23 protein-coding genes are annotated in these 26,888 nt (G+C 51.7%); 7 read left to right on the top strand and 16 right to left on the bottom strand.

From position 1 onward, the window contains the following. Positions 1-50: 50 nt before the first annotated feature. Complete coding sequence (gene uvrC, locus OVA10_RS10790; RefSeq protein ID WP_123427543.1) at positions 51-1,883, bottom strand: excinuclease ABC subunit UvrC; 1,833 nt, start codon at positions 1,881-1,883, stop codon at positions 51-53. Continuing rightward, positions 1,880-2,536 carry a UvrY/SirA/GacA family response regulator transcription factor gene (uvrY, locus tag OVA10_RS10785; protein WP_268195904.1) on the bottom strand — a complete coding sequence of 219 codons (657 nt, stop codon included), beginning with the start codon at positions 2,534-2,536 and terminating at the stop codon, positions 1,880-1,882. Before uvrY ends, uvrC begins: the two co-directional genes overlap by 4 nt. A gap of 468 nt (positions 2,537-3,004) precedes the next feature. On the opposite strand from uvrY, the gene OVA10_RS10780 reads away from it, so the two are divergent. Continuing rightward, a complete protein-coding gene (locus OVA10_RS10780; RefSeq protein WP_100779727.1) occupies positions 3,005-3,229 on the top strand; it encodes a DUF2594 family protein in 225 nt (74 codons plus the stop codon). Between the two features lie 69 nt (positions 3,230-3,298). On the opposite strand, the gene sdiA is transcribed toward OVA10_RS10780, so the two are convergent. The 8 genes from sdiA to OVA10_RS10740 all read right to left on the bottom strand — a co-directional run bounded on the left by sdiA (position 3,299) and on the right by OVA10_RS10740 (position 10,375). Further along, positions 3,299-4,021 (bottom strand): transcriptional regulator SdiA, encoded by a 723-nt coding sequence (sdiA, locus tag OVA10_RS10775; RefSeq protein ID WP_100780854.1) that lies wholly within the window; start codon positions 4,019-4,021, stop codon positions 3,299-3,301. Positions 4,022-4,245: 224 nt separating this feature from the next. Continuing rightward, complete coding sequence (gene tcyN, locus OVA10_RS10770; protein WP_268195903.1) at positions 4,246-4,998, bottom strand: L-cystine ABC transporter ATP-binding protein TcyN; 753 nt, start codon at positions 4,996-4,998, stop codon at positions 4,246-4,248. Next, the gene (gene tcyL / locus OVA10_RS10765) at positions 4,995-5,663 is read right to left on the bottom strand and encodes a cystine ABC transporter permease (protein WP_181826516.1); all 669 of its coding nucleotides are present in this window, start codon (positions 5,661-5,663) and stop codon (positions 4,995-4,997) included. Before tcyL ends, tcyN begins: the two co-directional genes overlap by 4 nt. A gap of 20 nt (positions 5,664-5,683) precedes the next feature. Continuing rightward, positions 5,684-6,670: a D-cysteine desulfhydrase gene (dcyD, locus tag OVA10_RS10760; RefSeq protein ID WP_268195901.1), complete on the bottom strand. Its 987-nt coding sequence runs from the start codon at positions 6,668-6,670 to the stop codon at positions 5,684-5,686. Between the two features lie 106 nt (positions 6,671-6,776). Continuing rightward, positions 6,777-7,577 carry a cystine ABC transporter substrate-binding protein gene (gene tcyJ / locus OVA10_RS10755; RefSeq protein WP_100779723.1) on the bottom strand — a complete coding sequence of 267 codons (801 nt, stop codon included), beginning with the start codon at positions 7,575-7,577 and terminating at the stop codon, positions 6,777-6,779. A gap of 85 nt (positions 7,578-7,662) precedes the next feature. Further along, on the bottom strand, positions 7,663-8,214 hold the full coding sequence (gene fliZ / locus OVA10_RS10750) for a flagella biosynthesis regulatory protein FliZ (protein WP_100779722.1): 552 nt from the start codon (positions 8,212-8,214) through the stop codon (positions 7,663-7,665). 53 nt (positions 8,215-8,267) lie between these two features. Continuing rightward, positions 8,268-8,987: an RNA polymerase sigma factor FliA gene (gene fliA, locus OVA10_RS10745; protein ID WP_100779721.1), complete on the bottom strand. Its 720-nt coding sequence runs from the start codon at positions 8,985-8,987 to the stop codon at positions 8,268-8,270. A 212-nt stretch (positions 8,988-9,199) separates the two neighbouring features. Further along, complete coding sequence (locus OVA10_RS10740) at positions 9,200-10,375, bottom strand: DegT/DnrJ/EryC1/StrS family aminotransferase (protein WP_181826519.1); 1,176 nt, start codon at positions 10,373-10,375, stop codon at positions 9,200-9,202. Positions 10,376-10,659: 284 nt separating this feature from the next. Here OVA10_RS10740 and OVA10_RS10735 point away from each other — a divergent pair, with 284 nt between their 5' ends. Next, positions 10,660-11,436 (top strand): dTDP-4-amino-4,6-dideoxyglucose formyltransferase, encoded by a 777-nt coding sequence (locus OVA10_RS10735; RefSeq protein ID WP_268195900.1) that lies wholly within the window; start codon positions 10,660-10,662, stop codon positions 11,434-11,436. 22 nt (positions 11,437-11,458) lie between these two features. After that, entirely contained in the window at positions 11,459-15,013 is a 3,555-nt protein-coding gene (locus OVA10_RS10730) for a glycosyltransferase (RefSeq protein ID WP_268195899.1), read from the top strand. A gap of 38 nt (positions 15,014-15,051) precedes the next feature. On the opposite strand, the gene OVA10_RS10725 is transcribed toward OVA10_RS10730, so the two are convergent. From OVA10_RS10725 to OVA10_RS10710, 4 genes are all read right to left on the bottom strand, one after another. Next, the gene (locus tag OVA10_RS10725; RefSeq protein ID WP_268195898.1) at positions 15,052-18,693 is read right to left on the bottom strand and encodes a glycosyltransferase; all 3,642 of its coding nucleotides are present in this window, start codon (positions 18,691-18,693) and stop codon (positions 15,052-15,054) included. A gap of 174 nt (positions 18,694-18,867) precedes the next feature. Further along, positions 18,868-19,770: a flagellin N-terminal helical domain-containing protein gene (locus OVA10_RS10720; RefSeq protein WP_102104017.1), complete on the bottom strand. Its 903-nt coding sequence runs from the start codon at positions 19,768-19,770 to the stop codon at positions 18,868-18,870. Between the two features lie 183 nt (positions 19,771-19,953). After that, entirely contained in the window at positions 19,954-20,862 is a 909-nt protein-coding gene (locus OVA10_RS10715; protein ID WP_268195897.1) for a flagellin N-terminal helical domain-containing protein, read from the bottom strand. 183 nt (positions 20,863-21,045) lie between these two features. Next, positions 21,046-21,951, bottom strand: coding sequence for a flagellin N-terminal helical domain-containing protein (locus tag OVA10_RS10710; RefSeq protein WP_102104019.1), 906 nt, complete (start codon positions 21,949-21,951; stop codon positions 21,046-21,048). A 239-nt stretch (positions 21,952-22,190) separates the two neighbouring features. Here OVA10_RS10710 and fliD point away from each other — a divergent pair, with 239 nt between their 5' ends. The 4 genes from fliD to amyA all read left to right on the top strand — a co-directional run bounded on the left by fliD (position 22,191) and on the right by amyA (position 25,977). Then, positions 22,191-23,594, top strand: a complete 1,404-nt coding sequence (gene fliD, locus OVA10_RS10705; RefSeq protein ID WP_123427527.1) for a flagellar filament capping protein FliD — start codon at positions 22,191-22,193, stop codon at positions 23,592-23,594. Positions 23,595-23,618: 24 nt separating this feature from the next. Then, complete coding sequence (gene fliS / locus OVA10_RS10700; protein ID WP_268195896.1) at positions 23,619-24,029, top strand: flagellar export chaperone FliS; 411 nt, start codon at positions 23,619-23,621, stop codon at positions 24,027-24,029. Further along, positions 24,029-24,388 carry a flagella biosynthesis regulatory protein FliT gene (fliT, locus tag OVA10_RS10695; RefSeq protein ID WP_102104022.1) on the top strand — a complete coding sequence of 120 codons (360 nt, stop codon included), beginning with the start codon at positions 24,029-24,031 and terminating at the stop codon, positions 24,386-24,388. Before fliS ends, fliT begins: the two co-directional genes overlap by 1 nt. Positions 24,389-24,489: 101 nt before the next feature. Continuing rightward, entirely contained in the window at positions 24,490-25,977 is a 1,488-nt protein-coding gene (gene amyA, locus OVA10_RS10690; RefSeq protein WP_123427525.1) for an alpha-amylase, read from the top strand. Positions 25,978-26,022: 45 nt separating this feature from the next. On the opposite strand, the gene yedD is transcribed toward amyA, so the two are convergent. After that, complete coding sequence (gene yedD, locus OVA10_RS10685) at positions 26,023-26,436, bottom strand: lipoprotein YedD (protein ID WP_123427523.1); 414 nt, start codon at positions 26,434-26,436, stop codon at positions 26,023-26,025. A gap of 85 nt (positions 26,437-26,521) precedes the next feature. Then, a complete protein-coding gene (fliE, locus tag OVA10_RS10680; protein WP_100779700.1) occupies positions 26,522-26,836 on the bottom strand; it encodes a flagellar hook-basal body complex protein FliE in 315 nt (104 codons plus the stop codon). Positions 26,837-26,888: the final 52 nt, after the last annotated feature.

Here is a 26,888-nt window from a genome sequence, read left to right as displayed (position 1 = left end):
GGTAACTGTCTGTTGTCAGTAAAATTTAGCTCTATGTTGCTACAGAGCCCTCAATGTTTCAACGAGTAGTAGATCTTTTCTGCCAGCCCTTGCGAAATACCCGGCACTTTTGCAATTTCCTCCACGCTGGCGTTGAGTAATCCTTGCAATCCGCCCATGTACTTCAACAACATCTGTCGACGTTTTGGCCCGACACCCTCGATTGTCTCAAGCGTACTGGTGTTTTTCACTTTCGCGCGTTTTTTACGGTGTCCGCCGATGGCATGGTCGTGCGACTCATCACGAATATGCTGGATCACATGCAGCGCTGGGGAATCCGGCGGCAGACTAAAGCCCTCACCTTCCGGTTCGAAGAAGAGTGTTTCCAGACCGGCCTTCCGATCGGTTCCTTTTGCCACACCAAGCAATAAAGGATGATGTTTATCCCACGGCACATCGAGCTCAGCGAAAACGGCTTTCGCCTGGCCCAGTTGCCCTTTCCCACCGTCGATCAAAATGACATCCGGGATTTTGGCCTCTTCAATGGCTTTACCATAGCGACGGCGGAGCACCTGATTCATCGCCGCATAGTCATCACCCGGCGTAATCCCGGTGATGTTGTAGCGACGATATTCCGCGCGCACCGGCCCGTTGGCATCAAACACCACACAGGAGGCGACGGTTTGCTCACCCATTGTATGGCTGATGTCGAAACACTCCATCCGCTTCACGTCCGGCAGTTTCAGCAGCGTAGCCAACGCCGCCAGGCGCTGGTGAACGGTCGATTGCTGAGAAAGCTTCGTCGTCAGCGCCGTCGCGGCGTTGGTCCGCGCCAGCTTCAGATAGCGCGCGCGATCGCCGCGCGGTTTGGTCTGAACGTTAACGCGACGCCCTGCCAGCTCGGAAAGGGAGTCCGCCAGCAAAGTTTTATCATCAAGATTAAAATCGAGCAGGATCTCCGATGGCAACGTGCGCATCTGGCTGCCCTGCAAATAGAACTGACCGACGAAGGTTTCAACTACTTCACCCAGCTCAGTGCCGCCCGGCACTTTCGGGAAATAGCTGCGGCTGCCCAGAACTTTGCCCTGACGAATAAACAGAACATGGACGCAGGCCAGCCCGGCATCAAAGGAAACGCCAATGACGTCCAGATCGTCGCCGGTATTCGACACAAACTGTTTTTCCGTAACGCGCCGCACCGCCTGAATTTGATCGCGGATACGTGCGGCCTCTTCGAACGCCAGCGCCTGGCTGGCTTTTTCCATTCGCGCAATCAGCTGCGTTAAGACCTGATCGTCTTTACCCGCCAGGAACAGACGCACATAGTCAACCTGTTGCGCGTACTCCTCTTCGCTGACCAGCCCCGCCACGCATGGGCCGAGACAGCGGCCAATCTGGTATTGCAGACAAGGGCGGGAGCGGTTGCGATAGACGCTGTTTTCGCACTGGCGAACCGGAAAGATTTTCTGCAGCAACGCCAGGGTTTCACGCACGGCGTACCCGTTAGGGAAAGGACCGAAATACTCCCCTTTCGCATGTTTCGCCCCGCGATGCATGGCCAGACGCGGATGGGTGTCGCTGCTGAGGAAAATGAATGGGTATGACTTATCATCGCGCAACAATACGTTATAGCGCGGCTGATAGAGCTTAATGTAGTTATGTTCGAGCAGCAGCGCTTCCGTTTCCGTGTGCGTCACGGTGACGTCAATTTGCTGAATCAGCGCCACCAGCGCTTCCGTCTTACGGGAGGCCAGATTGGTGCGGAAATAACTGGAAAGACGTTTTTTAAGGTCTTTGGCTTTGCCAACATAGATAACCGTACCGCCAGCGTCATACATTCGATATACGCCAGGCTGGCTGGTTACGGTTTTCAGGAAAGATTTTGAATCGAACACATTACTCACTGACTTGTTAGGGTCTCTGCATTACACAGACCATGACGAATGGCCAGGTGAGTGAGTTCGACATCGCCGTTAATGTTCAGTTTACTGAACATACGGTAGCGGTAGCTGTTCACCGTTTTCGGACTGAGATTCAGCTGCTCAGAAATCTCATTCACCTTTTGGCCTTTGGTGATCATCAGCATAATCTGCAATTCACGCTCAGACAAACTGGCAAATGGCGATCCGGTTTTTTCCGGTTCAATCTGACTTAACGCCATCTGTTGAGCGATATCCGACGCGATATAGCGCTGGCCGGCGAACACTGAACGAATAGCATTAACCACTTCCTGTGGTGCAGCGCCTTTGGTGAGATAGCCTGCGGCCCCGGCCTGCATCACTTTCGCGGGCAGCGGGTTCTCCGTGTGGACGGTCAGCATGATGACTTTGGTGTCCACGTAAGCACGCGCGATTTTACGCGTGGCTTCAAGGCCGCCAATACCAGGCATGTTCATGTCCATCAGGACTACATCGGCTGAGTGGGTACGGCACCATTTCACGGCGTCTTCGCCGCAGCAAACTTCACCGGCGACTTTAATACCCTTTATATCTTCAAGTATGCGTCGTATCCCTGCGCGCACGAGTTCGTGGTCATCAACAAGTAGAACGTTGATCAAAGGAATGTCTCCAGAAATAGGGATAACGCTACTGACTACTAATTTGGCTTATATTAACGGTTTTCTGCCCAAGTTTAAAACGCTAAAAAGCATGTCATTCGATTTCGTTCTCGTTTTTGGAAATTAGCCTGTACAGCAAGTGGAAAGAGAATCGGATTTAAAAAGTCAAATACCGTTATTTTTAAGCCGCTGTATTCAAAAAGTTACGAAAAGATCGCCTCTCTGCGCCAGGAAAGTATGGCTCTTATATTTTTGTAACAATAATTAACAGCAAGAGAACGGGCTATAAACAATTTAGGCTGGTTAAAACATTATAGTGATTACACTTAAAACGTGTTTACTTAAATAAACAAAGCGCACAATTGAACAAAAAATAACCACTGCTTTTTTTCCTCTTTCTTGTGGTATACTCCGCCGCCATAACTTTCATCGTCGCGCTCAAGCGCCGTTTTGTAATGAGGAATAACAATGAGCACACCTGAATTCGCCACCGCCGAAAATAACCAAGAACTGGCGCAGGAAGTATCCTGTCTGAAAGCACTGCTGGCACTTATGCTGCAGGCGATGGGCCAGGCTGACGCGGGCCGTGTGATCATTAAGATGGAAAAGCAGATCGCCCAGATGGAAGATCAGGGCCAGGCAGATGTATTTGCCGATACGGTTAAGCAAATTAAACAGGCTTACCGCCAGTAAAAAAAGAACGGCTGAACGCATTGCATTCAGCCGTTTTCGTGTCTGGCACGCAGAACAACTAATGTGTGGTCAGATGAATCCCGTTGCCGCCGCGTAGCAGGCAATCTGCGTCTTGTTCGGCGCATTGAATTTCTTCTGCATATTCTTCTGATGGAAGTTCACCGTATTCTCTGAGATCGACAAAATAATCGCGATTTCAGCCGACGTTTTCCCCTCAGCCGTCCACTTCAGAATTTCCTTCTCGCGCTTGCTGAATTTCATCTCTGGTGGCATCACCATGTCATGCTCAAAGCGCAGCAACGACGTCAATGCCATTTGCACTAACATTTGCAGACGCAGCTCTATTTCATCGCTGTCCATCATTTTGCCAAACTGACTGGCGCGAGAAACGGAGAGAAAACCGAGCGCGTGATTAGGCAGCATCAGACACTGCGTAATTCCCTTTCGAATACCGTGGTCGCGCGCGCCGTCCCATAGCGGCTGTGCCTCAGAAAATAACGCATCCGTCCAGGGAAGGTGTCCCTGAATGAAATTCTCCCGCTTTAATACCGGGTCAATGGCGAAATAATTTTCTGACTGATATTGCGACATCCATTCAGCCGGATAGCTCGAATGAACCGTAATTTTAGGGCGCGTAAACGGAACCGGATGGCGAACACAGAGTGAGTAATAATCGAATTCAAGATCCTGTGTTTGTTGCTGAAGTTCCTGATAAACCTCGTCCGCCGTCCCCATTTGCTGGAATCGCAGGAAGCAATTCCGTCGCCAGGTGAAAAAGTCTGTATCCCTCATACTTACTGAATGAAGCCCCTGAAAAAGATAATCATTATTATGGTGAATATAACCTAACACATAAATCTTATTTATATGTATAAAATATCGACCCAAGTGAGAATAACTTTCATGTTCCTCACTTTCAGTGTCGATAAATAGAATATAAGAATCTATAAACGGGCAAATATGGAGAATAATTTGCTCCAGAACATCCTTCTGGAGCAAATCAGTCAGGAGAATCTCTACCGTGTCAGGAACTTTTCCAGGAACTGACGGGTGCGAGGGTGTTGGGGATGCGTAAACAATTCTTTTGCGGGGCCCTGTTCGACAATGCGACCCTGGTCCATGAAAATCGCCCTGTCAGCCACATCTCTGGCAAAACTCATCTCGTGGGTGACGATCACCAGCGTGCGTTTCTCCTGCGCCAGCTGGCGAATGGTGTTCAGCACCTCGCCCACCAGCTCCGGATCCAGCGCAGAAGTGGGTTCATCAAAGAGGATCACGTCCGGGCGCATCGCCAGCGCACGGGCAATGGCCACACGCTGCTGCTGCCCGCCCGACAGACGGCGTGGATAACTGGTCTCCTTCCCGGAAAGCCCGACTTTCGCCAGCAGCTCCCGCCCACGGGCAATGGCCTCTTCTTTCGGTTCACCTTTTACGATGACCGGCCCCTCAATAATGTTCTCGAGTACCGTGCGATGCGGAAACAGATTAAAGCTCTGGAATACAAAGCCCACATGCTGGCGAAGACGGCGAATCAGCCCTTTTTGCGGCGCGAGAGACTTACCGGTATCGATAGTAATATCACCGACCCGAATGGTGCCCCCTTCCGGATGCTCCAGCAAATTTATGCTGCGCAGCAGCGTGGTTTTACCCGAGCCGCTCGGCCCGATAATCGCGACCACTTCGCCCTCTTGCACCTCCAGGTCGATACCGTGCAGTACGGTCTGTCCGTGGAATTTTTTGACCAGGTTTTTGACGTCGATAGCACTCATTTCGGATCTCGCTCCTGGCGGTTAAGCTGGTTTTCAAAATAGTTTTGCAGTGCGGAAAGCACCGTCGCCATGATCCAGTAAATCAGCGACGCCGCCAGATACATGGTGAAAACTTCCAGCGTGCGCGAGGTGATAAGCTGCGCCTGACGGAACAGCTCCGGCACCTGGATTGTCGCCGCAAGGGACGTGTCCTTGACCAGGCTAATAAAACTATTGCTGAGCGGGGGAAGCGCCACGCGTGCAGCCTGCGGCAGGATCGCGCGACGCAGGGTCTGCCACGGCGTCATCCCGATACTGGCCGCCGCTTCCCATTGGCCCTTATCGATGGAGGAGATCGCCGCGCGCAGCGTTTCAGAGGTGTACGCCGCGGTATTCAGCGACAAACCAATCATCGCCGCCGGGATTGGGTCCAGCTCAATGCCGAACTGCGGCAGACCGTAGTAGATCATGAAAAGCTGGGCGATCAGCGGCGTACCGCGAAACACGGAGATGTAAAAACGCGCCAGCCAGCGTATCGGCAGGATCGGCGACATGCGCATCAATGCGAGGATAAAGCCCAGCACCAGCCCAAAGAACATCCCTCCGAGACTGAGCTGCAGCGTAAACACCGCCCCTTTCAGCAGGTACGGCAATGAATCAATAACCAGTTGAATACTTTCTTGCATTATTATTTTCGACCCGTGATTCAAACGTGAGGATGATAAGCAAACAGCGCGGGCGCTCCGCCGGTATGGACAAACAGAATCGGCCCTTCATCCTTAAAGCGCTTCTGGGTAATGCCGTCGATAAGCCCGGCCATCACTTTACCCGTGTAAACCGGATCTAACAGGATGCCTTCCAGACGCGCCAGCAGTTTTATCGCTTCCAGCCCTTCTTCGTTTGGCGTGCCATAGCCAGGCGCAAAATAGTCATCCCACAGCAAAATATCGGCTTTCGCCTGCACGTCGAGCTGATGCGCAACTGCCTGCTGTAGGGTGACGACTTTCGGCTTCTGATCCGCGATGCTGCGGGAGACGGTCACCCCGATAAGTTCGACATCCGGCATGAGCTGCTCCAGCCCGACCGCCAGCCCGGCATGCGTCCCGGCGCTACCGGATGCTACCACCACAGAGGAGAGGCTCACCGCCCCTTCGCACTGCTGGGCAATTTCCAGCGCGCTTTCCACATAGCCCAGCGCACCCAGGGCATTCGACCCGCCGACCGGGATCACATACGGACGAAAACCCTGCGCTTCGACGCGGGTTGCCAGTTCTTCCAGCTGAGCCGCCGGATCCGTTAATGCATCGCACATTTCGATCTGCACGTTGAACAGATCCAGCAGCAGACGGTTGCCGTTCGTGAGATAGTTTTCCGCCCGCGTCCCGATGGGATTTTCCAGCAACGCCACGCAGTTCAGCCCCAGTTTCGCCGCCACTGCCGCCGTCTGGCGCACGTGGTTAGACTGAATGGCACCGGCGGTGATCAGAGTATCCGCTCCCTCACGCAGCGCATCCGCCGCGAGAAACTCCAGCTTACGCAGCTTGTTCCCGCCCATCGCCATAGGGGTCACGTCGTCACGTTTAATAAAGATATCGCGCCCTAAATAGTCAGAAAAACGCGGTAAGTACTCCAGTGGCGTTGGCGCGCCGATAAACTCGAGGCGCGGAAAACGCGTTAAATTTTGCAGTGACATGGATCCTCCGGTGACGCTGTTTTTGTTTATTATTTTTATTATGCACGCTGAAGTGCCAGAAATGAAAAAGGCGCTTTTAAAAGCGCCTTTTTTTTCAGGGAAAGACTTATTTGGTGACGTCTGCCCCGAACCACTTCTCGGAGAGCGCCTTGAGGCTGCCGTCTTTCTGCATCTCGGCAATAGCACCGTCGACAGCTTTCACCAGGTCCTCGTTACCTTTGCGGATCGCCACACCGGCTTCCTGACGCGAGAACGCGTCACCGGCTACGGCCAGGGTATCGTTGGTTTTCTTCACCAGATCCAGCGCGGCCAGACGGTCAACCAGAATGGCATCGATACGGCCAACGCGTAGATCCTGGTATTTGGTCGGGTCATCATCATAGGTGCGAATATCCACGCCCTGTACGTTCTGGCGCAGCCACTCTTCATAGTTGGTGCCCAGACCGACGCCCACTTTTTTGCCTTTCAGATCGGCGGCTGATTTAATCGTGCCTTCGTTGCCTTTCTTCACCAGCGCCTGAATCCCGGAGACGGTGTACGGCGTAGAGAAATCATACTTCTTCTTACGCTCATCAGAGATGGTGACCTGGTTGATGACCACGTCGATACGTTTGGAGTCCAGCGACGCCAGCATACCGTCCCATTTGGTCGGCTTCAGGGACGCTTTCACGCCCAGATGCTTCGCCAGCTCTTCAGCAAACTCAACTTCAAAACCGGTCAGTTTGCCATCATCACCCTGGAAGCTGAACGGCGGATACGTCCCTTCCAGTCCCACCAGCAGCGTGCCGCGCTCTTTCACTTTATTCAGCAGATTTTCAGCGGCGAACGTTTTCACGCTCATCCCTGCGACCAGCGCCACAGCCATGACGCCCATCAGTGCCTGACGACCCAGAAGTGCTAATTTCATAGTTACCCCGATATAGTGGTTTTTTGAGTAGTGTAGGGATTTCGTTTATAACGTCAAACACGAGTCCGCTACATCTTATTCAATTTTAATATATATCAGAAGTTGTCCCGGCGTAGACTTTCTGCTTAATCACACCTGGCATTTGCGCTTTATATTGCGCGTACTTACGCAGGGCGATGCGGTAGTTGTTGGTGCTGGTAGCCGGCAGCCACGGCTCTAGATTTTCATCCAGATAGCCGGTTTTTAGCAGATCGCGGGAGATGTTTTGCACCGTCAGATGCTGGCCCAGACGACGCAGACGAACCACGTATTCGCGCACGGTTCCGTGGCTCATCTCGGTTTGCTCAAACAGGAATTGTTTAAAGCCGATGATGTCAAAAAAGTCGCTTTGCTCTTTGCAATGCAGATCGCCACAGAACCGACATAGGGCCACCCACTCCTGCTGCTCTTCCTGCCACGCGGATTCATCCATCAGGGTGTCGAGGCGTGATATCGCGATCTTATTCACGATTTCGCCGCGACGTACCAGCGTGATACGGTCAAGTAACTTATTGCAATGGGCGCAATGCGTCTGACTGTGTTTAAAGTCTTTTAGGTAGCGGCTTAAAGGCCGTCTTTTAGATTGCTGCACCGTCATGATAACTCCTGGTTGTCAATACGTTGTGCGGCACTTTTCGGGCGATACATCGCCTATAACTTACCCAGTTTGGTTCGTAAGCGTTTAATGGCCTGGCTATGCAATTGGCTCACCCGAGACTCCCCCACTTCCAGAACCGCGCCGATCTCCTTCAGATTCAGCTCTTCCTGGTAATAAAGGGTTAACACCAGCTGTTCGCGTTCCGGTAAAGCTTCAATAGCTTCCATTACGCGATGGCGTAAATTACTTTCCAGTAAATGGTGTAACGGGTTTTCATTCTGATTTTCATCAGTCACCAGCTCGATGCTATCGCCATGCTCTTCACGCCACTCATCATAAGAGAAGAGCTGGCTGTTATTGGTATCAAGCAACATCTGGCGATAATCAGCCACAGCAATGCCAAGCCGCTCCGCCACTTCGGTTTCCGTCGCGTTGCGTCCCAGTTCCTGCTCAAGCTGTCCGATAGCATGTGCCACTTCGCGGGCATTGCGGCGAACACTTCGCGGCACCCAGTCACGGCTGCGCAGTTCGTCCAGCATCGCACCACGAATACGCTGTACTGCGTAAGTCGTAAATGCCGTTCCTTGCAGAGCGTCGTATCGGTCTACTGCATTCAGTAACCCGATTCCGCCCGCCTGTAGCAGGTCGTCCAGTTCCACACTCGCCGGCAATCGCACCTGGAGGCGCAATGCTTCGTGACGCACCAGCGGGACATAACGCTGCCACAGCGAGTGTTTATCCATTACACCTTCAGCGGTATAGAGTGAATTCACGATAAACAGCCCTGCGTTAATTGAGTTATCGGCATTATTATCCGATTCTGGAGGGGTTTTAATCGGATGAATAGTGGGTGAAATGAGGGGTTATTTAGACAAATGGGTTTATTCACTTTGCCGCGTCATATTCCGCTTTTGAGCCAGGCCGCGCCCTGGACGAAGGCTGGTGCAAAATATGACGCGTATAATTTAGTCAACCGCCTGAATTGTTAAGCATTAATTGCTAATTCACCCAGGTTAACATTTTTTTCGTTTACATCGTCAGAACATTTAGACCGACTTATACGTTGCAGTGCCGCAATAATTCTCCCCTGCTCTTCGTCAGTGAGATCGGGGAAGATCGGCAAGCACAGGATTTTTTCCGCAATTTGATTTGCCACCGGCAATTCGTCAGGCCCTGCCGACGGTAAATGACGGTACATTGAGAAAGAACTTATTAGAGGATAAAAATAGCGTCTCGCATAAATATCCTCTTCCTTAAGCATTTCATAGAGTTCGTCACGAGTGAGTGGAAATGCTTCTTCCACCAGCAGCGGGAAGTACGCGTAGTTCCACTCATACTCCCCGGTAAATTCATAGCAGGACAGACCGGGTGCCGATGGCAACTCACGCATATAGCGCTGATAAATTTGCTCTCTTGCCAGCAGGGCGCGGTCAATATGCTTTAACTGAAGCAGACCAAAGGCGGCATTCACTTCGCTCATTTTGGCGTTAATGCCCGGTGCAACCACTTTGGTTTCACCTGCAAACCCAAAGTTTTTAAGATAATCAATGCGTTGTTTTGTTTTCAAATCGTGGGAGATGATCGCCCCGCCTTCAAAGGTGTTAAACACTTTCGTCGCATGGAAACTCAGCACGGATAAATCGCCGTTATTCAGCACACTTCCGTCACTATTTTTAACACCAAAAGCATGCGCTGCGTCATAAATGACTCTAAGGCCATAAATATCCGCGATTTGCTGAATTTTATCGACCTCACAGGGAATACCGTAACAATGAACCGGTAAAATAGCCGTGGTCTGAGGTGTGATCAGCGCCTCTATTTTATCCGGGTCAATGTTAAATGTTAAAGGATCGATATCGGCGAAAACGGGCGTGAGCCCATTCCATAATAGTGTGTGCGACGTAGCCACGAAGGAATAGGGTGTGGTTATCACCTCGCCCGTCACGCGTAATGCCTGCAGCGCAGTCAATAAAGCCAGCGTACCATTGGAAAACAAACTGACATACTTAACGCCGAGATAACTCGCCAGGGATGTCTCCAGCTCCTGGTGGAAACTCCCTCCATTTGTGAGCGTTCTGCTGGACCACATTTTTTCCAGGTAGGGTATGAACTCCTCCAGGGGAGGCAGCAGAGGACTTGTCACAAATATTTTGTTGTTCATTTCTGGCGTCGCATATAAGTCATGAAATGAATATCTTATAAGGCGGCAACAGGAACGATCGTTTGAACACACGCCAATTTGTATTCTAATTACCCGTCCAAAAGGTCCAATAGGGTAAAAAGACTCCAAAACGCCCTGCTGTTTCCGTCATGGAGAGCGGCACAGCATCGCTAAAATGAGCAAAATCTCTGACAAGCCCACAGCAAATCAATCAACCGGTATGGTTAAAACGCCTGGTTGAACGCGTTGATCTGCAAAATTTTTCTCATCAGCTGAGATTCAACATGATCGGAAATCGTACCCCATTGCCTCCGTCTGCGGTCCTCGTTATCTCTGACAACCCTGAATTATCTCAATACTTTCTTGAGGTTATGAACACCACTCCTGCATTGCAGCAGATTCCGGTCAAACTTCATTACTCAGCCAAAAATCCGCAGCCAGCAGGGATGGAGGCTCTTGGTGCCACACCTTGCGATCTTCGCAACGAAGAAACTGTGATTGAGATTATTGCTACGGCTGAACTCGTGTTTAGCCTTCACTGCAAACAAATTTTTCCGGAACGGCTGGTGACTCTCATCCGGTGTATCAATGTTCATCCCGGTTTTAATCCTCATAATCGCGGCTGGTTCCCACAGGTTTTCTCAATCATGAATAAACTTCCTGCAGGAGTGACTATCCATTTAATGGATCAGGAAGTCGATCATGGTGCGATTATTTATCAGTCACCAGTCAAGGTTGAGGAAAGCAACACCTCATTAGACGTTTATCGAAAAGTTATTGCCCAGGAAAAAGTCTTGCTGGCGAATCACCTCGTCAATCTCGTATTGGGTGATTACGCAACGACGCCTGCAAAAACGGAAGGTAATTACAATAGCATTGCGGATTTCAAGGCCTGCTGTGAGCTGGATTTGAAGGCAACAGGAACGCTCCAGGAGCATATTGATTTATTGCGTGCCCTAACCCATGGCAACCTTAAAAATGCCTTCTTCAAAGATTCTCAAGGTCACAAGCATTATATTCGCGTCCAAATAGAATCTGAGAATATGACATTCGAAGAATAAGATAATAACCACTGGAAATATTATGTCTCAGCATGAGTTAGTCAGCATTCTTATCCCAGCCTACAAGCCTGATTTTTTCGCAGAGGCCCTTCAGAGCGCCATTGATCAAGACTGGCCAAATACTGAAATCATCGTCTGCGACGACAGTGATAGCGACGCCATACGCGTGAACTGCGAACAGTTTAGCCGCGCTTTCGACGTCCCCGTCATTTATCATAAGAATGCTAGCCGCTTACTGGAAACCGGTAATGTTTTGCATTGTTTGAGCCATGCTAAAGGAAAATACATTAAATTCCTTTATGACGATGACATTATTGCCAAAAATTGCATCTCACGCTTAGTCAAAGCCTTAGAAGACAATCCAGGTATTACCTTAGCCTCTTCACGCCGTACGCGTATTGATGAGTCTGGAAATATCTTACCTGACATTGTTGCAACGGCATTCCCTTTCGGTGGTGATACGCTCCTCAACGGAAATGACCTCATCTCTTTCCTCTGCGATTACCAGGTTAATTTTATTGGTGAGCCGAGTGTTTTCCTCTGTTATCGCGACGATCTTCTGGCCTTAGGCGACCAGTTATTTAATATCGATCATGAAGAGATGCCCTATTTTGCCGATGTCGCATTGATGATCAAACTATTCCGCAAAGGCGATCTTGCCTTTATCAGCGAACCTCTTTCCTCATTTAGAATTTCGGCGGGCCAAACCAGCCAGATGGCAAAATCACAGCAGGAACAGGTCGCCAGAACGTATTCCTTGATGCCGCAGCTCATTAAAAAACTGGGGTGGTACAAGGGGTCGAAAGAGGAGAATCAGCACGTTTTGATTGCCGCGACATCCTCGCCTGAAGAGTGGCATCAGGTGAATCTTGTGCAGGCACTACGCCAGGCGATGCATAACAGCGCGCTGGATTACCAGAGCACGCAAATTGCTCAGTGGCTTGAGAGCAGAACGTTACTTCCGCAGCACAGAGAACTGGCCTCCACTTACCAGGCATCACGAGCGGTTAGCCAGTCACTTTGTATCTTGATCCGTGACACGGAAAGAGCCGATGCTCTGGATCGGACCCTGGAAAGCGTGGCAGCCTGGCAGGGTTTTGGGCTGACAGTCCACCCTGTTGTGGTCGGCAATATGGTTTCTCAAAGCCGCTTCCCGGCGACAGCCATAGACGCAACCGTGTTTAACACCGTTGCCCGTATCAATGATTATCTCGACACCAGCCCACACGACTGGGTTATGGTGCTTGACGCAGGCGAACAGCTGCTGGCCAGCGGATTGTTATCCTTCGATTTGGCCCTTGAGGGGGCTTCAGGCTGTGATGCTGTCTATTGCGATGAAGTGAATTTCGACGGCAGCCGAATCACCAGTACCACCCTGCGCCCGGACTTTAACCTCGATTTGCTGCTCAGCAACCCCTCTGAAATGGCGCGCCACTGGATCTTTAAACGCACCACGCTACTCTCCCTCGGTGGCTTTAATAAGACGTACCGTCAGGCATGGCAATTTGACTATATCGTGCGCCTGATCGAGCAAAAAGGGATTCAGTTTGCGGGACATATTCCTGAACCTTTGGTCGTGGCTCATAGCCAGCTCAACGTCGCTGTTGAGGAAGAAAAAAATATACTGCGTCATCATCTTATTCAACGCGGTTATTCTCAGGGGGAGGTAGAATCCCCGCGACCAGGCATTTACGCATTACGTTATCATCACGACCAGCAGCCGCTGGTCTCTATTATTATCCCAACCAAAGATCAATTACCGGTGCTGGTTCACTGCGTCACTACGCTTTTGGAAAAAACGCGATATCCGAATTATGAAGTGCTGATCGTCGATAACAACAGCGAGACGCCCGAAGCGCTTGAATGGCTCAACGGTATTTCCACTATTGATCCACAGCGTATTCGTGTTTTACGTTACCCGCATCCGTTTAACTACTCCGCAATCAACAACATGGCCGCTCGTGAGGCGCGTGGTGAGTATCTGGTATTGCTGAATAACGACACCGGGGTAATTGAGAATAACTGGCTGGACCATCTGCTCAATCATGGATTACGCCCAGAAGTGGGCATTACCGGCGCTAAATTGTTATATCCAACCGGGAATATTCAGCATGCGGGCGTGGTAATGGGGTTGCGCGGCCCGGCGGACCATCCGTTTATTGACAGCAGCAGCGAAAAATCCGGTTATATGAACCGTTTGCACTGCGATCAAAACTACAACGTGGTCACAGCCGCCTGCCTTCTGGTGCGAAAATCGGTTTACGAGCAGGTCGGTGGATTGGACGAGGATCAGTTCCGCGTCTCCTACAACGATGTTGATTTCTGTCTGAAGGTGCGTGAAGCGGGCTATCTGACCGTCTGGACACCCTACTCCATCGTGATGCATGAGGGCAGTGTCAGCCAGAAATCCGTCGACAAAGCGACTCAGGAGAAAAAGCGTCAGCGATTTACGGGTGAGCAAGATGCCATGTATCAGAAATGGCTACCGGTGATTGCCAACGATCCGGCTTACAACCCTAATTTATCCCTGAATAACACCGGTTTTCAGCTGCAGGTCGATGCGCCGGGAACCTGGAAACCCTTGCACTGGAATCCACTGCCGACACTCCTTGCGATCACCGCCGATCGGACGCATCATCACCAGCGACACTTCCTCGATCGGCTGACGTCACTCCACGATGAAGCCATCGCCGAGACGTTGCTCCCCTTCGTTCCGCCTTCTATCGGTGAAATGGCGCGCATCTCCCCTGCAAGTCTGATCTTGCAGGAAACGATCACACCCGCAGCGCAGGAATGGCTGGCGCGCCTGCGTAAAGCGACATCTCAGTTCACCGTCTTTACGCTGGACAATTATCTGCCTGCCCTGCCGGCAAAATCCCTCCTGCGCGACACGTTGCCTGCGGAAATCACGGCGGCCCTGCAGGCAACTTTGCGTCATACGGATCGCCTGATTGTCAGTTCAGCAATGCTGGCAGAAACCTGTGCATCGTGGCATCACGACGTTCGTTTCATCGAGCCTCGTGTATCGTCTGCACAGTGGGGGAATCTGGTGATTGAACGCAGATATGGTCACAAGCCACGCGTTGGCTGGGTATGCGATGGCGAAAATAGTGCGGATCTTGAAATCATTCATAAAGTCATCGTGCAATTGTCCGACCGGGTGGAATGGGTTCTGATGGGATACTGCCCGCCGTCGCTGAGATCTCATGTTTCTGAACATCACGCAGCCGTGAATGTGGAACACTACCCGCAAAAGCTGGCGTCCTTGAATCTTGATCTGGTTCTTGAACCGCTAGCGGATAATCAGTACAACCGCCATCGCAGCGTCATTCGTTTGCTGGAGTTCGGCGCATGCGGTTATCCGGTCATTTGCAGTGATAATGTCAGTATGCGAAATGAGTATCTTGTCACTCGCGTGAAAAACACCACGAATGCCTGGCTTGAGGCGATCTCAGCCTACCTGGAGGACCCGCAGGCTCGCGAGAATGCCGGAGATGGGTTAAGGGATCAGGTTCGACGCAAGGGAATGCTGTGGCGAGATGATTTGGAAACGTTTGTGGGTGACTGGCTACCCTGACGCTTAAACAAAAGGCACCCTCACGGGTGCCTTTTTTGTTACTTCCGATCCCTCAGCCAGGCTTCACGCCAGTCATCAAGCCCCTGACCACGCAGATACCAGTCACGATGAATAGCTTCACGCAGTGCATCGCCCTGGGAGGCAAGGTACTGCGCATCATTGATGTGCGCCCGAATCGCGCTCATCCAGTTTTTAAAGCGGTTTTCTACCAGCGTCACGGGCAGACCGCAGCGATACGGCACTAGATCAGTGGCAATAATGGGTACGCCGCAGGTACCAATCTCCAGAAGCCTCAGGTTGCTCTTACACTCATTGAAGTGGTTCACTTCAAGAGGCACCAGTGCCAAATCCAGATTCAGGCTCGCCAGTTTTTCTGGATACATTTCGAATGGCACGCCGGGGTGGAACTCACAGCGGACATGTTTAGGTTTCATGCCCATAAACACCCACTCCACCTCATTCTCCAGCGCTTTTATGATCGGCAACAGGATCTCCAGATCGCCCGCATGCGAGCTTCCTCCCGCCCAGCCTACGCGGATCTTCTTGCCAGTGCCGCGCTGACTTTGCAAATGTCCCCACTGGTCTGGCGCCAGACGGTTTTGCGCAATACGAATATCAGAGTGGAAACGGCTATACGCTTCTGCCAGCGGTTCCGTCGACACCACAACCCAGTCGGCATTGTCCATTATTTTGCGCAGGCTCTTGACCATGTGCTGCGGGAACTTGCTGTTATTGCCATTTTTCATTGGCAGGTTCAGGAGGTAATCATCGTATTCAACGACGATTTTCGCACCAGAGAGACTGCGCATCTGCTGCATCACATCCGGGAAACGACTTCCCGTAGGAAGCTCGAGCAGCACAACATCCGGCTGGAGTTGCGCCACTTCCATTAGCCCAGGTACGGAATTTATCAGCCCCCCTTCGAGCAGCGTATGACGTTCCATGGCCTTGAACGGCTGTAACACGCGATGGTGTCCATTACCCTGCCAGTTAATATGATGCGCGAGCACCACAGGTAATGGACGACCCGGCAGCGGTTCGTGGAAACGTGCCGTGCTCTCACTCAGGGTGAAAGGTACTCCTGATTTTTGCAGCAGCGGATGGTACGACGGATCGGCCAGTAATCGTTGACCCCACTCCTGATTGAGCCTTGCGTAATCGCCTCCTAACGGGCGCTCCTGAACGTGGAACTTCTGGCTGAGTAAACGGGTGGCCCCACCCATATGTTTGACTCGGGCATAAGGCGTCCAGACATTAAGATATCCCAGAGACTGCGCGCGTAAACAGAGATCCACGTCCGCAAAATAGAGCGGGAATTTCTCTTCTGTGAAGCCATTGAGCGCGAAGAACACCTCTTTTCTCACCATCATGCAGGAGGCGCTCACGGCACTCAGGTTGTGCGGCGTTTTAAGGTAATTTTCAAAACCAGCGCTATCACCTTCAGCGCCCTCAAAAGCGACCCCAACCCCCTGCTGAACACCGGCGAGATACCCCCCGTGCTGCACGCGACCATCCGCATATTCCAGACGCGCGCCGACCATCGCGATTTCCGGGCGCAGGGCATGTTCAACCATGGCATCCAGCCAGTCGCCATCAATAATTTCACAGTCGTTATTGAGGAAAACCAGGATCTCGCCGCGTGCATACTGCGAAGCCAGATTGTTGATTTGTGCAAAGTTAAACGGCGCATCGTGACGCAGAATCCGAACTTGATCGAGACCCAGCCGTTCAAGCTGCTGGAGGAAATCGCACGCATCCGCGTCCACAGACTGATTGTCGACAATTAGCAGTTCATAATGCGCGTAGCGGGTTTTCTCCATCAGGCTTTCAATGCACCGACGCAGCAAGGCTACGTGGTCGCGCGTCGGGATGATTACCGAGATCAGTGGCTTCTCCACCCACTGATAGCGAATGCGCGCAACGGAAGTCTCCCCCTCCTCAACGGTGGCTGCAATGCCCAGACGCGCAAGATGCTCTGTGACAATCTGCTTGTGCTCAGCCATGACTCCCGCAGCGTTTTGCCACGTTTTAGGCAACCGATCCGTTGAAACCAGGACTTCAGCCACCCTGTCAATTGCACCCGGTCCCGCCGCTTCAACAAAGCGCCAGACAAGATCAATCAGCGCCATCTCCTTAAAACGCCCCTGAATTCCGCCCACCTGCAGCGCGGCCTCGCGGTTGATAAGCCAGGTTTGCCCTGTATAAGGCGTTGCCCGCAAAAGATCGATATTGGTGCCCGGACGAAGCGTCAGGCGCGGCTCTTCATTGGGCGAGACCATCATCTCATCGCAATAGAGGGCTAACGCAGTCTGGTTTTTAACGCGATGGGCCGCAAAGTGCAGCAGCGCATCGTCAATCAGAGTAAAACCGGCGGGGATCACCAGCAGTGCGTCGGCGTCTCGCTCACTCAACAGTGAATTCAGGCCTTCCGCCTCATCAATGACATCCACACTCAAGGCCGGAAGAGATTGCGCTGACAGAGAGGCCATGGTCCGCTCGCAGGCCTGTGCATCCCCATCGCGTGAAATCACCACCACGCCGAGACGTGCAGCTGCCGGAACATCACCGGATATAGCCAAAAGCGCTTCCCGGCGGGCCGGGCTGATTTTCCGGTCTTCCAGCCAGCGGCTGATAGAGTATTTCAGTGACTGATGCGCGAGGAGAGCTTTTCTGTGCAAGGTCAGGGCATAAGATGATTTTTCATCTAATACGGGTGATTTTACGGCCAGGGGCTGTGCAAAAATGCGCCCCATCACCGCTTCAACGCCCCACTTTTGCGCACATTGCGCGCGGTTGTCTCGCGCCCAGCGTGCCGCTGACGGATAGCCCGTTTGAAGCAGTGACAGCCATTCTTCACTGTCCGGGCAGTTGCGCAGTGACATACCGCTAAAATGGTTATGCTCATGCGCGGCCATGTTATCGGCGTTAAGGTAATCATCCACATAGCCATTAACGGCCAAGAAGAGCGGGATACCCAGTGCCAGCGTTTTGGTAGCCAAAGACTCGTTGCCAATAACCGCGTCATACTGCGATAACCACTCGGGTTCAACGAGGTTTAGCTGCTGTTTCTCATCCAGCCAGTGCAGCGTGATGCCCTTCTCCGCTGCCTTCTGCTGAAGTTCATACACCTCTGCAGTCATTTCAGGCGCCACGTACAAGGCCTGTTTTAATTCGGGCGGGCGCGTTGCGCTCGGGTAGTCAATAAAACGTGCGGGAACGAGCCAGGGCATTAGCGCCAGCTGATCTTCAAGGATCCCGGTCAGTTTGAGCTGTTCGCAGGTCAATTCGGAGAGGCCCAAGGTCAGAGAGGCCAACTCATTCTCAAGCTGCACACCGTAGGGAATATAGAGATCGTTATAATCGCTGAAATGGCGGAAGACCAGCGGGCCGCTCAGACGCTGCGCCTGCAGCCCGGCCATCAGCTTCTGGCTAAAGAAGCCGCGCCAGATAATGATTCTGTCATAAGCCGGATCAATGTCACCCTCGTCTTCGGTAATGACACGAAAACGCCCTGTCGTGTTCAGCTCATCGAGCTTGCTCTTCATTGCCTTGCCGGCGGATTGTGTGCACAGATCAATTCGAGCGCCTTGTGACAACCAGAAATCGACCAGGTCGAGAACCTCAACGGTATAGGGGGTATAAGCGTCGAATTTATCAACACTGAGTAAGTAACTTTGCATCCTGGTTCCTTTTTATGCCTGCACGTCACAACGTTCAGAAGACAGAAATGAAAACAGGTTATTGTGCGTGACCGGAGGGAATGTGAGGCGAAAAACAGCTGGCAGAAAAGCGGCTATCTCTTTCGATTGCAAAAAAAAAGGCATCCGAAGATGCCTTTGAATCGCGTCTGAAAATTAACGCAGCAGGGACAGCATGGTCTGCGGAACCTGGTTGGCCTGAGCCAGAACAGAAGAGCCAGCCTGTTGCAGGATCTGCGAACGAGACATGTTGGACACTTCCGTTGCGTAATCAGAATCCTGAATACGGCTGCGCGCTGCAGACAGGTTGTTTACGGTGTTGTTCAGGTTGGTGATGGTGGACTCGAAACGGTTCTGAGACGCACCCAGCAGGCTGCGCTGGTTATCAACAGATTTGATTGCCGCATCAATGTCTGCCAGTGGGCTGCCATCGGTAGTACCACCAGAAGTGACGGTACCGCTCAGTACGTCGAAACCTTCAGCAGAAGTGGTACGGGCATTGCCGTTCACCATGCCGCCAGTTGCGCCAGTCGCGCCTGCGGTGCTGAACAGGTTGTAGCTGTCAGAGCTGCTCAGGGTGATAGCGATAGTTTCGTTATCTTTAGAGCCAACCTGGAAGCTGTAGCTGCTTGAACCGGTACCGGTATTCAGCACTTTGATGCCGTTGAAGTCGGTCTGCTGAGTAACACGGTTAACTTCTTCCATACGCTGGTTAACTTCAGCCTGGATGGAGTCGATGTCAGATGCAGAGTTAGAGCTGTTCTGTGCCTGAACGGTCAGGTCACGGATACGCTGCAAGTTGTTGTTGATTTCGCCCAGCGCGCCTTCAGCGGTCTGCGCCAGGGAGATACCGTCGTTGGCGTTACGTGCAGCAACACCCAGACCGTTGATGTTAGAGGTGAAACGGTTCGCGATTGCCTGACCAGCGGCATCGTCTTTTGCGCTGTTGATGCGCAGACCAGAAGACAGACGCTCGATTGCGGTACCCAGAGAAGACTGAGATTTGCTCAGGTTGTTCTGAGTCGTCAGCGACAGGGTGTTAGTATTAATCACAGCCATGGTAAGTATCCTTCAAAGTGAGTCATGGGTTTGGCATGCCGCCAGTGGCTTCATCGCCTACATAAACATTATCGACAACAGGTTTTTAAACTTTAGAGATTTTAAAAATATTTAATGCTTGTTGATTGATTCTAAAAGAAAAAAGCGCCGACAAGCGGCGCTTTTTTTGCATCAATAAGGGTATTAACGCAGCAGAGACAGCATGGTCTGCGGAACCTGGTTGGCCTGGGCCAGAACAGAAGAGCCAGCCTGTTGCAGGATCTGCGCACGAGACATGTTGGACACTTCCGTTGCGTAATCAGAATCCTGAATACGGCTGCGTGCAGCGGACAGGTTGTTTACGGTGTTGTTCAGGTTGGTGATGGTAGACTCGAAACGGTTCTGAGATGCACCCAGCAGGCTGCGCTGGTTATCAACAGATTTGATTGCCGCATCGATGTCTGCCAGCGGGCTACCATCTACCGCACCGGAAGCATCAACAGTGCCGCTCAGCACGTCAAAGCCTTCAGCTTTAGTGGTACGCGCCGTTCCGTTAATTGTCTGACCAGAGGTATCAAAGGTTGCGCCAGTGGCGTTGTACAGGTTGAAGCTGTCAGAGCTGGTCAGGTTGATAGCGATAGTTTCGTTATCTTTAGAACCCACCTGGAAGCTGTAGCTGCTAGAACCGGTACCGGTGTTCAGCACTTTGATGCCGTTGAAGTCGGTCTGCGTGGTAACGCGGTTGATTTCTTCCATACGCTGGTTAACTTCAGCCTGGATGGAGTCGATGTCAGATGCAGAGTTAGAGCTGTTCTGCGCCTGAACGGTCAGGTCACGGATACGCTGCAAGTTGTTGTTGTTGATCTCGCCCAGCGCGCCTTCAGCGGTCTGTGCCAGAGAGATACCGTCGTTGGCGTTACGTGCAGCAACACCCAGACCGTTGATGTTAGAGGTGAAACGGTTAGCAATCGCCTGACCTGCAGCATCGTCTTTTGCGCTGTTGATGCGCAGACCAGAAGACAGACGCTCAATCGCAGTCCCTAAAGAAGACTGTGATTTGCTCAGGTTGTTTTGAGTCATCAGAGAAAGGGTGTTGGTATTAATCACAGCCATGGTAAGTATCCTTCAAAATTGAGTCATGTGCTTGGCATAGTGCCAACGGCTTCATCGCCTGTATAAAGATTATCGACACCACATTTTTAAACTTTAGGTTTTAAAACTATTTATTGTTTTTGATTTGATTCTAAAAAGAAAAAAGCGCCGACAAGCGGCGCTTTTTTTGCATCAATAAGGGTATTAACGCAGCAGGGACAGCATGGTCTGCGGAACCTGGTTGGCCTGGGCCAGAACAGAAGAGCCAGCCTGTTGCAGGATCTGCGAACGAGACATGTTGGACACTTCCGTTGCGTAATCAGAATCCTGAATACGGCTGCGCGCTGCAGACAGGTTGTTTACGGTGTTGTTCAGGTTGGTGATGGTGGACTCGAAACGGTTCTGAGACGCACCCAGCAGGCTGCGCTGGTTATCAACAGATTTGATTGCCGCATCGATGTCTGCCAGTGGGCCGCCATCTACGCCACCGGTAGAGTTCACTGTACCGCTCAGCACGTCAAAGCCTTCAGCCTTGGTGGTACGTGCTGTACCGTTAATTGTCTGACCAGAGGTATCAAAGGTTGCGCCAGTGGCGTTGTACAGGTTGAAGCTGTCAGAGCTGGTCAGGTTGATAGCGATAGTTTCGTTATCTTTAGAACCTACCTGGAAGCTGTAGCTGCTTGAACCAGTACCGGTGTTCAGCACTTTGATGCCGTTGAAGTCGGTCTGCGTGGTAACGCGGTTGATTTCTTCCATACGCTGGTTAACTTCAGCCTGGATGGAGTCGATGTCAGATGCAGAGTTAGAGCTGTTCTGCGCCTGAACGGTCAGGTCACGGATACGCTGCAAGTTGTTGTTGATCTCGCCCAGCGCGCCTTCAGCGGTCTGTGCCAGAGAGATACCGTCGTTGGCGTTACGTGCAGCAACACCCAGACCGTTGATGTTAGAGGTGAAACGGTTAGCAATCGCCTGACCCGCAGCATCGTCTTTTGCGCTGTTGATACGCAGGCCGGAGGACAGACGCTCAATGGCGGTGCCCAGAGATGACTGGGATTTGCTCAGGTTGTTCTGAGTCATCAGAGAAAGGGTGTTAGTATTAATAACAGCCATAGTGTATTCCTTTGAATTAGTTGTCAGATTTAGGCGTCTGCCTACGGCTTTCTCGCCGTCAATGTGATTATCGACACCGCTTTCTCAACCTTTAGAAAAAAGATCATTTTTTTAAAGGCGCAAACTACCCATTATTTGCCTCCTTTATTTGCGCATTGTTTTTTTAAATTAACGCTAATCTTTTTTGCGTTTCTGCCGATAGACCATCCAGTGATTGTCTCAATAAAGGATGAAGTGTTATGGCAAGTATCAGTTCGCTCGGCGCAGGTACCAATCTGGGACTCAGTACGTTGTATGACAATTTACAGACTGCTGAGCAGACCAAACTGACACCGATTACTACGCAGCAAACCTCTTATAAAGCAAAACTCACTGCGTGGAACGTGGTTCAGGCTTCGTTAACCAAATTACAAACGGCCTCTGACGCGTTAAAAAATACCTCGGCTATTGCTCAGGCAAAGGTGTCCACCACCAACTCGGCATTTAGCGCCACGCTTTCCACTAGCGCAACAGCGGGCACCTATTCAGTTGAAGTCAGTTCTTTAGCCGCTTCACAATCTTTGCTCAGCCCGAAAGTGGCCAGCAAAGATACCGATCTTGGCGACAGCAGCATGAGTTCGCGCACGATCACGATCACTCAGCCGGGCCAAAAAGATCCGCTGACCGTCACACTGGCTAGCGATAAAACCAGCCTTTCTGATGTGCGTGACGCGATTAACGCCAAACAGGGCAGCGTGACCGCCAGTATTATTAAAGCAGACGACAACAGCTATTATCTGGCACTGACGTCTCGTGATAGCGGCACGACGAATAAAATGACCGTCACCACGGATGACGCTGAACTGGCTAAATACGTGAGCTACGATCCGGCAGGATCAAGCAATGTCATGACCGAGCAGGTTGCGGCTTCCGATGCGGTCGTAAAAATTAACGGGATTGAAATTACCCGTAGCAGCAACACCATTACCGATGCGCCAGAAGGCGTAACGCTGAACCTGACCAAAACCAATAAAGGCAGCCCAGAAACGCTGACGGTGGTGAAAGATAACCAGCCGATGCTCGACGCGGTTCAGGCCTTTGTGGACGCGTATAACTCGCTGCAAACCACCATTGGTAACCAGACGAAATATACCAAGGTTGATCAGGGTAATGGCGCGCAGGACACCAGCAACGGCGATCTGTTGGGCGATGGTACGCTGCGCAGTATTCAGACTCAGCTGCGTTCAAAACTCTCTGCGCCTCAGGGTAGCGGCGATTTAGCCACTCTGTCTCAGCTGGGGATTACGCAGGACATCACCGGTAAATTGACCGTTGATAGCACCAAGCTGAATAAAGCGCTCACCGAGAAATCGGCCGATGTGATTTCGTTCCTGTCGGGTGATGGCAAGACAACGGGCTTCGCGACCGAAACCAGCAACTTGCTGAAAAGTATCTTAGGTACCGACGGTTCCGTTAAAAACGCCACCGACGGCATTAACAAAACGTTGAAACAGCTTTCGGATCAATACGATCGCGTCAACGACCAAATTACCGCCACCATGGCACGTTATAAAACGCAATTTACCAGCTTGAGCCAGCTTGTTTCTCAGATGGATTCCACCGGTAGCTATCTGACTCAACAGTTCAACGCCATGAACAGTTAATCAATGATGAGTTGAGGTTTTACCATGTATACAAAATCGGGGATTCAGGCATATGCCCAGGTTGGCGTGGAGAGCGCCGTCCTGAGCGCCAGCCCGCATCAGTTAGTGGTACTCCTTTTTGATGGCGCGTTAAGCGCCATGAAAAAAGCCATGATACTGATTGAGCAAGGGGATATTCCCGGTAAAGGGCAGGCGCTGAGCAAAGCAATTAATATTATCAGTAACGGTTTGCAGTCCGGGATCAACCATGAAGTTGGCGGAGAACTGGCGACAAACCTTGATAGTCTTTACGACTATATGACAAGGCGCCTTTTACAGGGCAATCTTCATAATGACATTAATGCCATCAATGAAGTGGTGGAGTTACTGAATAACATCGCTGACGCCTGGAAAGAGATAGGCCCACATTCTCAAAACGTGCGGGACAATTACTAATGGATGCCAATCTCGGGTTGCTCCAGCATTATCAGCAGTTGTTAGCCACCAGCACCGCGATGCTGGTGCTGACAAAATCTGGGCGTTGGGATGAACTTATTGCTTATGAAGTCGATTACCTTTCGGCCGTAGAAAAACTTACCCGTTACCAGGATGCAAGCGAAATTGCGCCCCAGCTTCAGGCACAAATTCGCCCTATTCTGAAACAGATCCTCAGCAATGAGGTGGAACTCAAAGCGTTATTGCATCAGCGTATGGAAGAGTTAAAAGCTCTGGTTGGGCAAACCTCCCGACAACATAATCTTAATGCGACCTATGGACGTCTATCAGGCAATATCCTTTTCCCCAACGATCTCTAGATTGACGGTGGCCCTGGCGGGTGAATGAAATTTCGTATTTCACCCGCTAATTCTTTTCTTCTCGACCATACTCTCTGTGTCCTCATTCTGGAGCACGGAAGATGAAAAACCCCACTCTATTACAATGTTTTCACTGGTATTACCCCACAGGCGGTGAGCTGTGGCAGGAAGTCACTGCACTGGCGCCCAATCTCAACGAGATCGGCATCAACATGATTTGGCTGCCTCCGGCTTACAAAGGCGCATCGGGCGGGTATTCCGTCGGATACGACTCTTACGATCTTTTCGATCTCGGTGAGTTTGACCAGAAAGGGTCCATCGCCACCAAATACGGTGATAAAGCCCAGCTACTCGAAGCCATCAATGCCTTAAAAAGCAATGAGATCGCGGTGCTGCTGGACGTGGTGGTGAACCACAAAATGGGCGCGGATGAGAAAGAGCCAATCCGCGTGCAGCGTGTGAACGAGCAGGATCGCACCCAGATTGACGATGAGATCATCGAATGCGAAGCCTGGACCCGCTACACCTTCCCCGTTCGCGCCGGGCAGTATTCCGAGTTTATCTGGGACTACAAATGCTTCAGCGGTATCGACCATATCGAAAACCCCAACGAGGACAGCATCTTTAAGATCGTCAATGATTACACCGGCGAAGGCTGGAACGATCAGGTCGATGATGAGATGGGGAATTTCGATTATCTGATGGGCGAAAACATCGATTTCCGCAATCACGCCGTGACGGAAGAGATAAAATACTGGGCGCGCTGGGTGATGGAGCAAACCCAATGCGACGGTTTTCGTCTCGACGCGGTGAAGCACATTCCGGCCTGGTTCTATAAAGAGTGGATCGAACACGTCCAGGAAGTGGCCCCCAAACCGCTGTTTATCGTGGCCGAATACTGGTCCCACGAAGTCGACAAACTGCAGCACTATATCGATCAGGTGGAGGGCAAAACCATGCTGTTCGACGCCCCGCTGCAAATGAAATTCCACGAAGCGTCCCGCCAGGGCCGCGACTATGACATGAGCCAGATCTTCACCGGCACGCTGGTTGAAGCCGACCCGTTCCATGCCGTCACGCTTGTGGCCAACCATGACACTCAGCCGTTGCAGGCCCTGGAAGCGCCGGTCGAAGCCTGGTTTAAACCGCTGGCCTACGCGCTGATTTTATTGCGCGAAAACGGCGTACCGAGCGTGTTCTATCCGGATCTGTTCGGGGCGAGCTACGACGACACCGGCGGCGACGGCGAAACCTACCACATCGACATGCCGGTAATCGAACAGCTTCACGAGCTGATCCTGGCCCGCCAGCGTTTCGCCCACGGCGTGCAGACATTGTGGTTCGATCATCCTAACTGCATTGCATTCAGCCGCAGCGGGACGGATGAGGATCCAGGCTGCGTCGTGGTGCTCTCCAACGGAGACGACGGCGAAAAAGTGATTAATCTTGGGGATAATTACGGCAACAAGAACTGGAAAGATTTCCTCGGCAATCGCGAAGAGACGATCACCACCAGCGCCGAGGGCGAAGGGACATTCACCTGCAATGGCGGCAGCGTAAGTATCTGGGTGATGGAGGATGTGCTGTAACGGGGATGGTTTGCCGGGTGGCGCTCTCGCTTACCCGGCAAACACTCACTTCACCTGGCTCTCAAGCGGATTTTTGGTCAGGTAATCTGCGCACTCCACCGTTGGACGGTCGACGCGCTGCAACTCCATTCCATCATATTCCAGCGTGTTGCCATCGCGTTCGAGTGGATAGATATCCAGCTTGCTGGTGACGTTGTAATAATCATCTGAACGCAGCATGATTTTACCCGGCACCGCAATCACGCGCTGCCACTGTCGGCAATCCAGGGTATCGCCCTGCTCTGTCACTACCAGCGTGGCGATCGCTTCAGGACTCACCATTTTGCTCTGCGGCCCTTTGGTCTGCCAGTAGCCCGCCAGATCTGAGGGAACAGGATGCTTAATCACGTCCTGATAATTATCGACCTGCACACATCCCGTTAATGCCAGCAACGCGCCAGCCATAATCATTTTTTTCATCATCTTTCCTGCCTGCGAAGAAAAAAAGATTGTGGCATTAAAGCGTTAAAGCTGCCAGCGTAAGATGCTGAATAGCATGCGGGAACTACACCTGCATCGACATCATTTCCTGATAAGCCGATACCAGCTTATTACGCACCTGAATACCCATCTGCAAAGAGACCGATGATTTTTGCAAATCGGTCATCACGTCGTTCAGCGCCACACCCGGTTCGCCGAGGGAGAACTTCTCTGCCTGCGCGCGTGCCGCGTTTTGCGTGTCGCTGATGCGATCGAGAGCGGCGTGCAGCTGTCCTGCAAAGCTGACCGTCGATTGTGTGTCCGTAACGTCCTGATTACGGGCTGTCATCGCCGTTGCCTGCAACTGGCTGATCACCCCTTCAATGCCTTGTATTGCCATGACTCTCCCCTGGATGGTTTTTTACGGGGTCAAGACTAGCACCTTGTCAATG

It is taken from the genome of Lelliottia sp. SL45 (assembly GCF_026672535.1).
In the GTDB taxonomy this organism is placed as follows: Bacteria; Pseudomonadota; Gammaproteobacteria; order Enterobacterales; family Enterobacteriaceae; genus Enterobacter; species Enterobacter nimipressuralis.
Note: the sequence above shows the minus strand (reverse complement) of the source record. Positions and strands in the feature narration are given on the sequence as shown.